Genomic DNA, 13,785 nt, shown 5'->3' with positions numbered 1-13,785 from the left:
TGCACAACTCCTACTGGTCAGGAACAGGTACCTGACCAGTAGACGTTCGATTGCAGGTGAAGCGTTAGGCCAATGCTCGCGACGACTTGCCTGATCCTGCTCGATCGCGACTCGGCGGCGTACCGAACTCGCGCCGGTACTCGCGGCTGAACTGGGACGGGCTGTCGTAGCCGACGGCGTACCCGGCACTCGTCACGTCCTCGCCGAGGCCGACCACGCGCAGCCGCGCCTCCTGCAGGCGGATCTTCTTCTGGTACTGGATCGGGGTCAGCTCGGTCACCGTACGGAAATGACGGTGGAACGCCGACGTACTCATGCCGGCCATCGCCGCGAGATCCTCGACCCGGAACGGCTCGGTGTAGTGGTCGCGGATCCAGCGGATGACGCGCGCGACGTGCGACAGGCTGCTGTCGGCGAGTCCGATGTCGCGTACGGCGGCGCCTTGTGGACTGCGGAGCAGGCGCCAGAGGATCTCGCGCTGGACGAGCGGCGCCAGCACCGGCGCGTCCTCGGGTTCGTCGACCAGGCGGAGCAGGCGGACGACCGCGTCGACCAGTTCCGTTGACGCGCGGCTCACGGTCAGACCGCGGACCGGTACGCCCGGCTTCTCCGCCGCGTCGAGCAGCAGCTCGGCGATCACCTCCGGCTTCAACTCGAGACCGACACCGAGGCACGGTGCATCGGGCGATGCCTCGACGAAGTGGCCCGTGACCGGCAGATCGACCGACACGACGAGGTAGTCGCCGGCGCCGTACTCGAAGACCTGCTCCCCGAGCGCCAGCCGCTTGGTCCCTTGAGCCACCAGCGCGAACGTCGGCGAGGCCAGGCTGGACGTCGGCGGGGTGGGCGCCGTCACCACCGACAGCAACAGCCCGTCGACAGCGTCTTCACGTCCGACCGCGTCGACGATCAGCTCGCGCAGCTCCGCCAGTGCATCCATAGCGACTGGTCAGGCGTCGAGGAAGGTGGTGACGGTGTCGAGGACCAGGGGAGTGCGGGCGAGACCGGTGAAGTGCGTCGTACCGGGGAAGACCGCCAGCTGCGAGGCAGGTACGCCGACGAAGTCGCCGTTGACGTCGCCGCCGCGGAGCTGGTGGAAGCGGACGACGTGCTCGAGCTTCACCGCGTCGGAGTCGCCGAACGTCAGCAGCGTGGGCGCCTCGATGCCGCGGATGTCGTCGTCGCTCCAGCCGCTCATGCCGCGGTCGTAGGTGCCGAGCTTGTCGAGCAAAGTCTGCAGGTGCTCGTGATCGGGGTGCGGCGACTTCGCCAGATAGTCGGCCTCCATCGGCGTACCGGCGATCATCTCCACCTTCATCGCGCCGACCGCGTCCGCGTTCTCCGCACGGTCGCCGGACGGGTTGAACGACACCGACGAGATGACCGCCTTCCGCACCAGCTCCGGATACTCGATCGCGAGGTACAGCGCGACCGCGCCGCCGACGCTGAACCCGAACAGGTCGGCCTTCGGTACGTCGAGACGCGCCAGCAGCGCCACCACGTCCGAGGCCAGCTCCGCCGTACCGAGCGGGCGGTCGATGTCGTTCGTGTACCCGTGCCCTTGGAAGTCGGCGGCGATGACCCTTCGCCCGGCCGACAGCCCTTCGAGCAGTTCGCCGAACTGCAGGTCGATGTTGAACAGCCCGCCGTGCAGCAGGACCAACGGCGTACCGCCCTCGCCATGCACCTCGTAGTACATGCGCAGCCCGTTGACGTCGGCGTACCCAGTCTGCATGCTCACGCTTCTCCTACCAGTAGACAAAAAGGATGTCCTGCCGGATCCGCCAGTACGAACAGCGGCTCGCCCTTGTCGGCGGTCCGGTCGTACAGCAGTCTGGCTCCGAGCTCCTCGGCCCGCTGGCGATGCCGATGAAGTTCGTCCACCGACGGTACGGCGTAATCGAGGTGCATCTGCTTCGGCACGTCGGGCGACGGCCAGGTGGACGGCGTCAGCTCATCGACCTGCTGGATCGCCAACTGACGATCGCCGTCCTCGTCGACGAGCACGAGCCAGCTGGCATCGTCCTCCGTACCGTCCGCCGGCGGCTCGTCCCCCGGCCGGTACCGCAGCCCGAGCAGCACCCGGTAGAACTCGGCCAGTCCACGCCCGTCCGTCGTGTCGAGCGCGGTATGCATGCGACGCGGGTAGGTGTCCATGGCGGTAACCCTAGTCAGTCTCTGGGACAGGGGAAGTGGTGCGGAACGAACGGCGGTAGGTGTTCGGGGGTACGCCGACGACGCGTTGGAAGTGGCGGCGGAGGGTGGTGGCGGTTCCGAGACCGGTGGCGGCGGCAACCTTTTCGATTCCGTCGTCGGTGGACTCGAGGAGTTGCTGGGCCCGTCGGACGCGTTGGGTCAGGAGCCATTGGAGTGGCGTCTGGCCGGTGACCGAGCGGAACTGCCGGCCGAGGTGCCGCGGGCTGGTGCTGGCGCGCTTCGCCAGATCCGTGACGGTCAACGGCTGGTCCAGACGCTCCTGTGCCCAGGCCAGCAACTGCGCGAGCGAGTGATCGCCGTTGACCTGCACCGGCGTCGCCACGAACTGCGCCTGCCCGCCGGCCCGGTGCGGCGGTACGACGAGCCGCCGGGCGACCGTGTTCGCGATCGTCGCGCCGTGGTCGAGATGGATCAGGTGCAGACACAGGTCGACCGCCGCAGCCTTCCCCGCCGCCGTCAGCACGTTGCCGTTGTCCGTGTAGAGGACGTCCGGATCCACAACAGCCTCCGGGTACCGCGCGCTCAGTACGTCGGCGTGCCCCCAGTGAGTGGTGGCGCGCCGACCGTCGAGCAGCCCCGCCGCACCGAGCACGAACGCGCCGGTGCACAACGACGCGATCCGCGCCCCGGCCTCGTACGCCGCCCGCACCGCCTCGATCAGTTCGCCCGGCACCGGCTCGTCGACATCCGCGAGCGCCGGCACCAGTACGGTGTCGGCCCGTGTGATCGCGTCGAGCGGCTCGGTCGGCTCGACCACGAACGGCCCGACCTGTACCGGCCGCGGTCCGCACAGGCGTACGTCGTACCACTCGTCGACTCCGAGCGGTGGATTGCCGAAGATCTCGTACGCGATCCCGAGCTCGAAGTGGAGCAGGTGTCCGACGGTGGCGAGTGCGACGGTGTGCATGTCCGAAAGTGTACGGATGGTGTCGTTCCGGACTCTCACGCCGGTGGGTGGAAACCGGCGAGACTCGTGCCATGAACGCAATCGTGGTGTACGGCGCCACCGGTCACACCGGCCGCTTCGTCGTCGAGGAACTCCTCCGGCAGAACCTTCCCACCGCTGTCTCCGGACGCAACGCCGCGGCCCTCACCGCGCAATGGGGAGACCTCGACGTCCGCCCGGCCGCCGTCGACGACCCACAGGCACTCGACCTCGCGCTGAAGAACGCTGCGGCCGTGATCAACGCCGCCGGGCCGTTCGCCACGACCGCCGACCCGATCATCGACGCGGCCGCCCGCGCGGGGATCCCGTACGTCGACGTCGCGGCCGAGCTCGAGGCGAACGTGTCGACGTTCGCCAGACAGAGCGCTCTCCCGGTGATCCCGGCGATGGCGTTCTACGGCGGACTCGGCGACCTGCTGACGACCGCGGCACTGGGGGAGCGGACCAGTGCCGACGAGGTGCAGGTGGCTTATGGGCTGAGCAGTTGGCATCCCACGCCGGGGACGCGTGCCGCAGGTCAGGTTTCGCACGACCGGCGGAACGGGCAGCGGGTGCGGTTCAGCGGCGGCAGTCTGCAGTATCACCAGGACCAGCCGGTCCAGGAGGACTGGACGTTCCCGGATCCGCTCGGCCGGCGCCGCGTGATCGCCGAGTTCACGATGGCCGACGTGATCACGATCCCGACGCACATCGCCGTACCCGAGGTCCGCACCTACATGACGCTCGAAGCCGCCGGTGATCTCGCGAACTCGGACACGCCGGCACCGGCTGCGGTCGACGAGCAAGGCCGGTCGGACCAGACGTTCGTGGTGGATGTCCGGGTGCGGACCGGCGGCGAGGAGCGGCGGGCGACAGCGACCGGGCAGGACATCTACGCGATCTCGGCGCCGCTCGCGGTCGGTGCGGTACGCCGGATCCTCGCCGGCGAGACGCGGTCGTCCGGGGTGGCGTCGGCGGGCGCGATGTTCCACGCCGTCGACTTCCTCAAGGATTTACCGCTGACACTCGACCTGCCGTAAATCGCTTCCCTGCGGGAGAATGTTGCGCCTGCTGTGTTCTTCGATACCGCCCTTGAAGAGCTGGAGGCCGCCCATGCCCGACATTCCCCACAGCAATCTTCTTCGCCGTGACTTCCTCCGGCTGACGGCCGCCGGGGCTGTCGCGGGAACGGCGGGGAGCGCTCTCTCCGCGTTCCCGGCCTACGCCCGCGGCACCGCTGACATCGACTACACGGCCCGTAAGACGTTCGATGACTGGGACCGGCTGTTTCAGGAAGGTGGGCCTGGGCAGCCGGACCAGCCGAACGACAACACGAACCGGGACGGCCGGTCCGGCATGCTCGCCTGGAGTCAGTCGTACGTGCTGCTCGGTCTGGTCCGCATGTACGAGAAGTACCGCGACACCTACTACCTGGACCGCCTCATCGACAACGTCGACAAGGTCCTCGCGGTCCGCGACAGCGAACGCGGCGTCACGGACTACCGCGGCCTCTCGCTCCCCGCCTGGCGAGCCGACCACCCGTACACGACCGGCTACGCGACCCTTGCCGACAGCAACGGTCAGCCGCTGCTCGACCTCCGCGAAGCGCTGTCGTACGCCGAGGACACCACGGTCACTGTCACCGCCGGAACACGTCCGGACACGTTCACCGTCCAACTCGTCAATACATTCGTGAACCGCACGGTCACGCTCTCCGACCTCTCTCTGGATCCGGCCAGCCCCGACTACGCCGTGAGCCGCATCTACGCAGCCACACCCGGACCGCTCCAGCTCACCGCCGACGATCGGCGGCCGACACCGCGCGCGGGCGACGTACCGCGCCTCGGCACCTATGAGATGCACTGCAAGCCGGTGATCTTCGCGGTTCACACCGGGATGATCACGTACCCGATCGCGAGCTTCGTCCGGATCGTCGCCGGCTCCCCGGTTCTCCGTCGGCGCTACCAGCCGAAGGCGGCCGAGTACCTCACGGCTTGTCGCGAGGCGGTCGCCGTGCACGACTGGGAGTACGAGAGCGACCAGGACGGCGGTCACCTGATCTGGCCGAAGGGACAGCCGCTCCCGTACGACGGATGCGAGCAGCCGATCAACCAGTCGGTCGGCCTCGGGCAGACGCTCGTCGAACTCGCGCTGGCAACCGGAGAGAGCGGTTACCGGCGGAAGGTCGCCGCGCTGGGGCGGATGCTCACCGGCCAACTCACACCCGACGCTGGTGACGCCTACCTATGGCATTACTGGCCGGCGGGCGGCCGCATCTACGAGGGGTTCACGAAGACGGGAGACCCGGAGAGCGATCTCTCGATCTTCACGCCGTCGGGTGGACCGGCACGGCAGTTCGAGGACATCAGCCACGGTGCGATCGACGTCGAGTTCGCCGTCCGGGCGTTCCGTGCGCGGCTCGCGTTCACCGGCCGGGACATGGAGCGGCTCGCGCGTACGTTCACCCAGAACGTCGCGACGACCGACGCCGACGGCCTCCCCGCCGTACACACGACCGTCGCGGGCACCGCGATCGGCGCGGCCTCGGTCGCGCACCAGGCCCCGCGCTGGATGCAGGTGAGCCCGTGGGACCCCCAGGTCCACGCGCACTGTCTCGCGCTCTACAACCGCTACCAGCCGACACCGGAACGCGACGGACAGCAAGCGATCGGGTTCGGCTGGTTGCTGGCCAACGTCGCGTACCTCAACTGGGGAGCCCGATGACCGCGACATACCTGCAACAGAAGGGCACGCATTTCGTGTCCTGACATAGCCTGGTGAGGTGGAGGGGGAGCCGCTGCGGCGGCGGTGGGTGGGGGTCGTGATCGCCGGACTGTTGCCATGGGCATGGTTCGTGCTGCGCGACCGGTTCGGCATGGTCACCGACGTGATTGCGATCGTCCTGCCACTGGCTGTTATCGCCACCGTCGTCGTCGCCCTTGTCGTCGCGGGCGCAGTGGGCGCCCGGCTTGTCCCACCCGGCCGTCGTGCCTTGATGCGCAGGCGGCGCCGGGTGGCGGTTGTGTTCGCCATGTCGACGCTTCTGGTCGGGATCGTCGCTACGCTCGGGCCGTGGGTCCCGCATGGCACCGGCACCGTGGACAGGAGTCGCGCCGTGCGGATCGCCGCCGCCAATATCGGCAGCGGTGAGCTCGACGGCGCGGACAACCTGCTCGCGCTCAAGGCCGACGTACTCGTCGTCTCCGAGATCGGCCAGCCGCTGACGCAACGGTTGTCCGAGTCGTACCCGGAGCACGTCGCCGTGTGGACGGGCCCGTCGATCGGCGTGTTCAGCCGCTGGCCGCTGACCGTCCTCGAGCCGACCGGCCCGGATCTGCCCGGGTTCGTGCTCCGGGTGCACGCGCCGTCAGGCGAGTTCGACCTGATCGCGGCGCACGTGCCGCGGCCGTGGTGGACGTCGAGCGGGTCGACGTACGCCACGTCGACGGACAACGGGATGCCGTACGAGACGACCGTCGCCGGGCATCACCGGCTGATCGAGCAGCTCGCCACCCGCATCGCACGCGACGACGACCGCCCCGTCGTGGTCGCGGGCGATCTGAACACCACGGACCGCGGCCGCGACTACCGTATCCTCACCGAGCACCTCGACGACGCAATGCTCGACAGCTGGGGCCGCCCGTCGCAGATCGGCAAGTGGGAGGCGCTGCTGGTCCGGATCGACCACCTGTTCGTGCCGCCCGGCTGGTGCTCCGACGACAACGACTGGTACCCGATTCCGCAGTCGGACCATCATGGTCTCGTCTCGACGATCGGACCCTGCGTGTGACGACCGAACTCGAGCAACTGGTAGCCACCCTCGACGGCCTGCGCGCCGGCGTACTGAAGAAGCTGGCCGGCCTCAGCGAGACCGACGCCCCGGTGACCCGCAACGGCACGACGCACAATCTCCGCTGGGCGATCCTCGCCGTGATCGGCGAAACCTCCCGCCATGCCGGCCACGCCGACATCATCCGCGAACAACTCGACGGCACCACCGGCCGCTGACCCCACCCGTGTGACATCTTGTCGTCGCCCATCCGCCGGGACCAGACAAGGACGCCGATGTCGCAGCCGAACCCCGAGACAGGTTCGTACCGCAATCCCTCCGACGACGGTTGGTGGCGCCGAGCGCTCGACGCCACCGGAGCGACCATGCAGCTTCGTGCCTACGAGCAGAACGGGCAGGACGTCAACTGGTCCGACGCCGTGATGAACGCGAGCGCCGCGGCGAGCATGGGATGGCGCAACTCCACCAACGAACGCTGGGCCGACCTCCCGAAGGGCAAGCTCGGCGACCTGGCTGACGGGTTCGCCCAGCGGCTCGCCGAGGAGTACATCGACAAGGGACGCGTCGGATACCACATCGACAACACCGAGTTCCTGCCGAACGTCCGCGCGGAGATGGCCCGCGGCGACATCGACCGCACTCTCGAGTCCGCGGCCAGCTCCATCGTCACCTCCGCCGATCCGGGTGAGCGCGGCGAACGCTGGCACCACCCGGACCCGGAGCTGGTCAGCGACGTGCGCAACGCCATGAGCCAGCACCTGCTCGACGGCCGGTACGGGAACCCGCAGGTAGCCGGCAACGAAGCCATCGCCGACCAGAACTTCGCCTACCGCCTCGGGTACGCGACGGCCGATGCCGGTGTGCAGGCAGTGAACGCCGGCCTTGCCGCACGCCCGGACAGCGAGCTTGCCCGGAGCATTCAGCACACTCTCGGGGCGCAACCTGCGCCGCGCGGAGCAGCGGCAGGCGAGCGAACCGACGGTGCGGCCGAACGGCCGGCGAGCGCCGGTCCGTCGACCGGCGCAGCGAAGGTGACCAGCACCTCGCCACACACTCGTTAGCGAGGCGGCCGGCGGGCGGATGACTTCGGTCGGCTGACATGGCAGGATTCCTACGGTGAGTAGCGGTACGACGGAGGAACAGCGCCTGCAGGACCTGGCGCGGCTGCGCCGTGTGAAGGACCGGATCGACCGGGAGTACGCGCAGCCGCTGGACGTCGAGGCGCTCGCGCGGGGCGCGCACATGTCGTCCGGGCACCTGAGCCGCGAGTTCAAGCGCGCTTACGGAGAGTCGCCGTACGGGTATCTGATGACCCGGCGGATCGAGCGGGCGATGATGCTGCTGCGGCGCGGCGGAATGAGCGTCACCGATGTCTGCTTCGCGGTCGGCTGCCAGTCGCTGGGCACGTTCAGCACCCGGTTCACCGAGCTGGTCGGGATGCCGCCGAGCGTCTACAAGGACAACGCCGGCGACGCCACGCTCGGGATCCCGTCGTGTGTCGCGAAACAGGTCACGCGACCGATCAGGAATCGAGAAGCATCTCCTACGTCCGGCAGCTAGGTTGACGCCCATGGAGATCAAGATTCTGGCCAGCTTCCTGCCGCACACCGACCCCGAGGAGTCGCTGAAGTTCTACCGCGACATCCTCGGCTTCGAGGTCCGCACCGACGTCGGGTACGGCGGCATGCGCTGGATCACCGTCGGTCCGGCCGGCCAGCCGGACACCGGGATCGTGCTCTGCCCGCCGTTCGCCGACCCCGGCATCACCGAGGACGAGCGCCGCACGATCGGCGAGATGATGGCGAAGGGCACGTACGCCACCGTGGTGCTCCAGACCGACGACATCGACGGCCTGTTCGAGCGGCTGCAGGCGACCGACGCCGAGGTGATCCAGGAACCGGTGGACCAGCCGTACGGCGTCCGCGACTGCGCGTTCCGGGACCCGGCCGGGAACCACATCCGAATCAACCAGGCATCCTGAGCCCCTTCGCCGAGAGGTAAGAGCATGAACGAGCGCAGCGAGTTCATCACCAAGCACAGCGCCCTCCGTGCCTCATCCGCGCCCGGAGCGAAGCGAGGACGTGGATGAGCTCCGAGGAACACGTTGCCGACAGCCACGACCTGATCCGGGTGACCGGGGCCCGGGTGAACAACCTGAAGGACATCAGCGTCGAGATCCCGAAGCGCCGGCTGACCGCGTTCACCGGGGTGTCGGGTTCGGGCAAGAGCTCGCTCGTGTTCGGCACCATCGCGGCGGAGTCGCAGCGGCTGATCAACGAGACGTACAGCGCGTTCGTCCAGGGCTTCATGCCGAACCAGGCTCGCCCGGAGGTCGACGTACTCGACGGCCTGACCACCGCGATCATCGTCGACCAGGAGCGGATGGGAGCCAACCCGCGCTCCACTGTCGGTACGGCGACCGACGCGAACGCGATGCTCCGGATCCTGTTCAGCCGGATCGCGAAACCGAACGCCGGCCCGCCGACGGCGTACTCGTTCAACGTCCCGAAGCGGACCGCGACCGGTTCGATGACCGCCGACAAGGGCGCCGGGGAGAAGAAGGTCGTCCGCGAGCAGGTGTACGCGGGCGGCATGTGCCCGCGGTGCGAGGGCATGGGCGCGGTGACGGACTTCGACCTGACCGCGCTGTACGACGAGAACAAGTCGCTGAACGAGGGCGCGCTGACGATCCCCGGCTACAGCATGGACGGCTGGTACGGGCGGATCTTCCGCGGCGCCGGGTACTTCAACCCGGACAAGCCGATCAAGAAGTACACCAAGAAGGAACTGCACGACCTGCTGTACCGGGAAGCGACCAAGATCAAGGTCGAGGGCATCAACCTGACCTACCTTGGTCTGATCCCGGCGATCCAGCGGTCCATGCTGTCCAAGGACGTCGACGCCATGCAGCCGCACATCCGCGCCTTCGTCGAGCGGGCGGTGACGTTCACGACCTGCCCGGACTGCGAGGGCACCCGGCTCGGCGCCGAGGCACGGGCCTCGAAGATCAAGGGCAAGAACATCGCGGACCTGTGCGCGATGCAGATCACCGACCTGGCCGCCTGGGTCCGCGGCCTGAAAGAGCCGTCGGTCGCGCCGCTGCTGAAGGCGCTGGGCGACGCACTCGACGCGTTCGTCGACATCGGCCTCGGGTACCTGTCACTGGAACGGCCGGCCGGCACGCTGTCCGGCGGCGAGGCGCAGCGGACGAAGATGATCCGCCACCTCGGATCGTCGCTGACCGACGTCACCTACGTGTTCGACGAGCCGACGATCGGCCTGCACCCGCACGACATCCAGCGGATGAACGAACTACTGCTGCAGTTGCGCGACAAGGGCAACACCGTCCTCGTCGTGGAGCACAAACCGGAGACGATCGCGATCGCCGACCACGTCATCGACCTCGGTCCCGGCGCGGGCTCCGGCGGCGGCGAGGTCGTGTTCGAGGGAACGCTCGCCAAGCTGCGCACCAGCGGCACCTTGACCGGGCGGCACCTGGACGACAAGGCCTCGGTCAAGTCGTCCGTACGGTCCGGCTCGGGCGCGCTGGAGATCCGCGGAGCCTCGACGAACAACCTGCAGGATGTGGATGTCGACGTACCGCTCGGTGTTCTGGTGGTGGTGACCGGGGTCGCCGGGTCCGGGAAGAGTTCGCTGATCCAGGGGTCGGTCGCCGATCTCGAGGACGTGGTGGCGATCGATCAGGGCGCGATTCGCGGGTCGCGGCGGAGCAACCCGGCGACGTACACGGGCCTGCTGGACCCGATCCGGAAGGAGTTCGCGAAGGAGAACGGCGTGAAGCCGGCGCTGTTCAGCGCGAACTCCGAGGGTGCCTGCCCGGCGTGCAAGGGCGCCGGCGTGATCTACACCGAGCTCGGCGTGATGGCGACCGTCGAGGCCCCGTGCGAGGAGTGCGGAGGGAAGCGGTTCCAGGCCGCCGTACTGGAGTACAAGTTCGGCGGGAAGAATATCGCCGAGGTGCTCGCGATGCCGGTGTCGGAGGCGTTGACGTACTTCGCCGAGGGTGCGGCGAAGACGCCGGCCGCGGAGAAGATCCTGGAGCGCCTGGCCGACGTCGGGCTCGGGTACCTGTCGCTAGGGCAGCCGTTGACGACCCTGTCCGGCGGTGAGCGGCAGCGGTTGAAGCTGGCCACGCACATGGGGGAGAAGGGCGGCATCCTCGTCCTCGACGAGCCGACCACCGGCCTGCACCTGGCCGACGTCGAGCAGCTCCTCGCTCTCCTGGACCGTCTGGTCGACTCCGGCAAATCGGTCATCGTCATCGAGCACCACCAGGCCGTCATGGCCCACGCCGACTGGATCATCGACCTCGGTCCCGGCGCCGGCCACGACGGCGGCAAGGTGGTGTTCGAAGGCACTCCGGCCGACCTGATCAAGAAGCCGAAGACGCTGACCGGGAAGCATCTCGCGGAGTACGTCGCCTGACGCTACTTGGACTCGACGTCCGCACTCTTCCAGGCCGTGTCGTCGATCCCTAGCGCGTGCTGCAGATACGCCAGCGTCACGCGCCGGACCAGGTCGAGCCGTTCCGGACTCGCGTCGGTGGTCTCCCGGGCGTCGTACCCCGGGATTCCGCCGAGCGAGTGCTCTCCGCCGGGCACCATGAGCAGGCTCTTCGGGCCTGGGCTCAGGTGGTACGGATCCGTCATCCACTCCGGCCCGCGGGTCGAGAGCGGTGAGTTGTCGTTGTCCCCGGCAACGACGAGCGCGGGTGTGCGCATGCGGTCGAAGCGCGGGTTCATGAACGGGTAGTGCTCAGCGGCGTACGGCGTGAGCTCGGTCCCTCGTCCCGCGGTCGCGAGGAGCACGCCCGCCTTCACGCGTGTGTCCGACAGGGCGGTCTCGGTACCAGTCTCGGGGTCGCGGACCTGCAGGCCGAGCAGGTTGCCCGCGGTCTGGCCGCCGAACGAATGGCCCGCCACGGCTATGCGATCGCGGTCGACAGTGAAGCCCGCTTCGACCAGGGCGAGCTGGTCGAGCACGCGCCGTACGTCGTCCACGCGCATCCGCCAGCCCTGCGGGTCCGTGTCGTGGGTGTGGTTCGGTTGCACGACGGCGAGTCCGTGCGCAGCCCAGTAGTCCGTCAGCGGACCGTAGGCCTCCATCGAGGAGCCATATCCGTGGGAGAAGACCACCACGGGCAGTGCGCCGTCGCGCTCCACCGGCGCCGTCACACGCGCCTGCAGTTCGCCGCCGAGCGGCACCGGCTTGATCGAGATCACCTTGTTCATGTCTCGTACGCTAAAACCTCACGTTGACGTCAGAGGCAAGGGAGCAGTTGGATGCGGATCGGCGAACTCGCCGAGCGGACCGGGGTGAGTGTGCGGGCCCTGCGGTACTACGAGGAGCAGGAACTGCTCGCGCCGGAACGCAGTACCAGCGGCCAGCGGCAGTTCCCGGACGACGCGGTCGATCGCGTCGAGCTGATCCAGCAGCTGTACGCGGCCGGCCTGTCGAGCAAGGCGATCGTCTCGCTGCTGCCCTGCGTCGTGGACGGTGACGCCACACCGGAGCTGCTGGACGGCCTCGCCGTCGAACGGGACCGGATCGACCAGCACATCGAGGACCTGGTGAGCGCGCGGGACCGGCTCGACAAAGTGATGGCCAACGCCGGGCGAAACCTGCGCACCGGTGAGCGCTGCCGCAACTGATCAGGAATCGAGAAGCACCCGGAAGCCGCCCGGAATAGCGTGAGAGTCACTGAACGTCAGGGGCAGAACGCCCCAGAAAATGGGAGACGAAATGACTGGCACGCAAGGCGTCAACACCATCCTGCACCCCGTGACCGACCTCGAGAAGGCCAAGCCGGTGTACACCGCTCTGCTCGGTGTCGAACCGATGGCCGACTCGCCGTACTACGTCGGGTACGAGGCCGAAGGCCAGCAGATCGGGCTGGTCCCGAACAGCGACATGACCTCGCCGATCGCGTACTGGCACGTGACCGACATCGAGGCCAAGATCAAGGAGATCACCGAGGCCGGCGGCACGCTCAAGGACGCACCGAAGGACGTCGGCGCCGGGCGGCTCGTCGCCACCCTCACCGATCCTGACGGCAACGTCCTCGGCATCCTCCAGGACCCGTCCTGATCATGTGCCACGTCCCGGAGGAGTACCGCGCGGCGCTGTTCGGCGTACCCCGGAAGCCGGAGGAGCCCGTCGGCGTCGAGGAAATCCCCGTGTGCGTGAGCGAGCAGCTAGGGCATGATCTGGTGCATGGGCGACCCGATCCGGCACGTGCTGTTCGACGCTGACGGCGTACTGCAGGATCTTCCTGGCGGTTGGTACGCGGCCATGGAGCCGTATCTGGGCGACCGGGCCAAGGACTTCCTCCACGAGACCTGGTCCGACGAGCTGCCGATGCTCGCCGGGCGTGGTGACTACCTGCCGGTGCTCGCGGCGTCGCTGGAGAAGTACGGCGTGAGCACACCGGCGACCGAGGTGTACGACGCGGTGTGGAAGAACATCGTGCTGATCGAGGAGTCACTCGGCATCGTGCGGACCCTGAAGCGCAACGGGTACGGCGTACACCTCGGCACCAACCAGGAGTGCTACCGCGGTGCGCACATGCGCGAGGTGCTCGGGTACGACGACCTGTTCGACGTCAGCTGCTACTCGTACGACCTCGGCGTCGCGAAACCCGACCCGGCCTTCTTCACCCGCGCCGCCGAGCGCATCGGTGCCGAGGTGGACTCGATCCTGTTCATCGACGACATGGCCAAGAACATCACCGGCGCCCGCACCGCCGGCCTCCACGCCGAACAATGGGACTTCACCCAAGGCCACCCGACCCTCCACACCCTCTTGACCAAGCACGGCATCACGGCTGCCTAGC

At 68.3% G+C, this 13,785-nt stretch carries 16 protein-coding genes; 11 read left to right on the top strand and 5 right to left on the bottom strand.

The genetic code is table 11. The features are described from left to right. Nucleotides 1–64: 64 nt before the first annotated feature. The 4 genes from E0H45_RS16050 to E0H45_RS16035 are packed head-to-tail and all read right to left on the bottom strand — an operon-like array spanning nucleotide 65 to nucleotide 3,124. Entirely contained in the window at nucleotides 65–940 is an 876-nt protein-coding gene (locus E0H45_RS16050) for an AraC family transcriptional regulator (protein WP_131338138.1), read from the bottom strand. Between the two features lie 9 nt (nucleotides 941–949). Further along, complete coding sequence (locus E0H45_RS16045) at nucleotides 950–1,735, bottom strand: alpha/beta fold hydrolase (protein ID WP_131340463.1); 786 nt, start codon at nucleotides 1,733–1,735, stop codon at nucleotides 950–952. 2 nt (nucleotides 1,736–1,737) lie between these two features. Next, nucleotides 1,738–2,157 (bottom strand): VOC family protein, encoded by a 420-nt coding sequence (locus tag E0H45_RS16040; RefSeq protein ID WP_131338137.1) that lies wholly within the window; start codon nucleotides 2,155–2,157, stop codon nucleotides 1,738–1,740. Between the two features lie 10 nt (nucleotides 2,158–2,167). After that, nucleotides 2,168–3,124 carry a helix-turn-helix domain-containing protein gene (locus E0H45_RS16035; protein ID WP_131338136.1) on the bottom strand — a complete coding sequence of 319 codons (957 nt, stop codon included), beginning with the start codon at nucleotides 3,122–3,124 and terminating at the stop codon, nucleotides 2,168–2,170. A 71-nt stretch (nucleotides 3,125–3,195) separates the two neighbouring features. Between E0H45_RS16035 and E0H45_RS16030 the strand changes: the two genes are divergently transcribed. The 8 genes from E0H45_RS16030 to E0H45_RS15995 all read left to right on the top strand — a co-directional run bounded on the left by E0H45_RS16030 (nucleotide 3,196) and on the right by E0H45_RS15995 (nucleotide 11,378). Then, nucleotides 3,196–4,182 (top strand): NAD(P)H-binding protein, encoded by a 987-nt coding sequence (locus E0H45_RS16030; protein ID WP_131338135.1) that lies wholly within the window; start codon nucleotides 3,196–3,198, stop codon nucleotides 4,180–4,182. A 73-nt stretch (nucleotides 4,183–4,255) separates the two neighbouring features. Next, entirely contained in the window at nucleotides 4,256–5,866 is a 1,611-nt protein-coding gene (locus E0H45_RS16025) for a hypothetical protein (RefSeq protein ID WP_131338134.1), read from the top strand. Nucleotides 5,867–5,924: 58 nt separating this feature from the next. After that, on the top strand, nucleotides 5,925–6,932 hold the full coding sequence (locus tag E0H45_RS42890; RefSeq protein ID WP_131338133.1) for an endonuclease/exonuclease/phosphatase family protein: 1,008 nt from the start codon (nucleotides 5,925–5,927) through the stop codon (nucleotides 6,930–6,932). Then, nucleotides 6,929–7,150 (top strand): mycothiol transferase, encoded by a 222-nt coding sequence (locus tag E0H45_RS42885; protein WP_202872361.1) that lies wholly within the window; start codon nucleotides 6,929–6,931, stop codon nucleotides 7,148–7,150. The genes E0H45_RS42890 and E0H45_RS42885 overlap by 4 nt, the downstream gene beginning before the upstream one ends. A gap of 57 nt (nucleotides 7,151–7,207) precedes the next feature. After that, nucleotides 7,208–7,993, top strand: coding sequence for a hypothetical protein (locus E0H45_RS16010; protein ID WP_131338131.1), 786 nt, complete (start codon nucleotides 7,208–7,210; stop codon nucleotides 7,991–7,993). A gap of 55 nt (nucleotides 7,994–8,048) precedes the next feature. After that, entirely contained in the window at nucleotides 8,049–8,492 is a 444-nt protein-coding gene (locus E0H45_RS16005) for a helix-turn-helix transcriptional regulator (protein ID WP_131338130.1), read from the top strand. Between the two features lie 10 nt (nucleotides 8,493–8,502). After that, complete coding sequence (locus E0H45_RS16000) at nucleotides 8,503–8,913, top strand: VOC family protein (protein WP_131294643.1); 411 nt, start codon at nucleotides 8,503–8,505, stop codon at nucleotides 8,911–8,913. 104 nt (nucleotides 8,914–9,017) lie between these two features. Next, nucleotides 9,018–11,378, top strand: a complete 2,361-nt coding sequence (locus E0H45_RS15995) for an ATP-binding cassette domain-containing protein (protein ID WP_131338129.1) — start codon at nucleotides 9,018–9,020, stop codon at nucleotides 11,376–11,378. 2 nt (nucleotides 11,379–11,380) lie between these two features. Here E0H45_RS15995 and E0H45_RS15990 read toward each other — a convergent pair whose 3' ends face one another. Beyond that, nucleotides 11,381–12,184, bottom strand: coding sequence for an alpha/beta hydrolase family protein (locus tag E0H45_RS15990; RefSeq protein WP_131338128.1), 804 nt, complete (start codon nucleotides 12,182–12,184; stop codon nucleotides 11,381–11,383). Nucleotides 12,185–12,235: 51 nt separating this feature from the next. On the opposite strand from E0H45_RS15990, the gene E0H45_RS15985 reads away from it, so the two are divergent. The 3 genes from E0H45_RS15985 (at nucleotide 12,236) to E0H45_RS15975 (ending at nucleotide 13,784) form a co-directional block, all read left to right on the top strand. Further along, a complete protein-coding gene (locus E0H45_RS15985) occupies nucleotides 12,236–12,604 on the top strand; it encodes a MerR family transcriptional regulator (RefSeq protein ID WP_131338127.1) in 369 nt (122 codons plus the stop codon). A 91-nt stretch (nucleotides 12,605–12,695) separates the two neighbouring features. Continuing rightward, nucleotides 12,696–13,040: a VOC family protein gene (locus E0H45_RS15980; protein ID WP_131338126.1), complete on the top strand. Its 345-nt coding sequence runs from the start codon at nucleotides 12,696–12,698 to the stop codon at nucleotides 13,038–13,040. Nucleotides 13,041–13,166: 126 nt separating this feature from the next. Next, nucleotides 13,167–13,784, top strand: a complete 618-nt coding sequence (locus E0H45_RS15975; protein ID WP_131338125.1) for an HAD family hydrolase — start codon at nucleotides 13,167–13,169, stop codon at nucleotides 13,782–13,784. Nucleotide 13,785 lies beyond the last annotated feature (1 nt).

Source organism: Kribbella soli, assembly GCF_004331345.1.
In the GTDB taxonomy this organism is placed as follows: Bacteria; Actinomycetota; Actinomycetes; order Propionibacteriales; family Kribbellaceae; genus Kribbella; species Kribbella soli.
The sequence above is the reverse complement of the archived record's forward strand: the minus strand, read 5'-3'. Positions and strand labels throughout refer to the sequence as shown.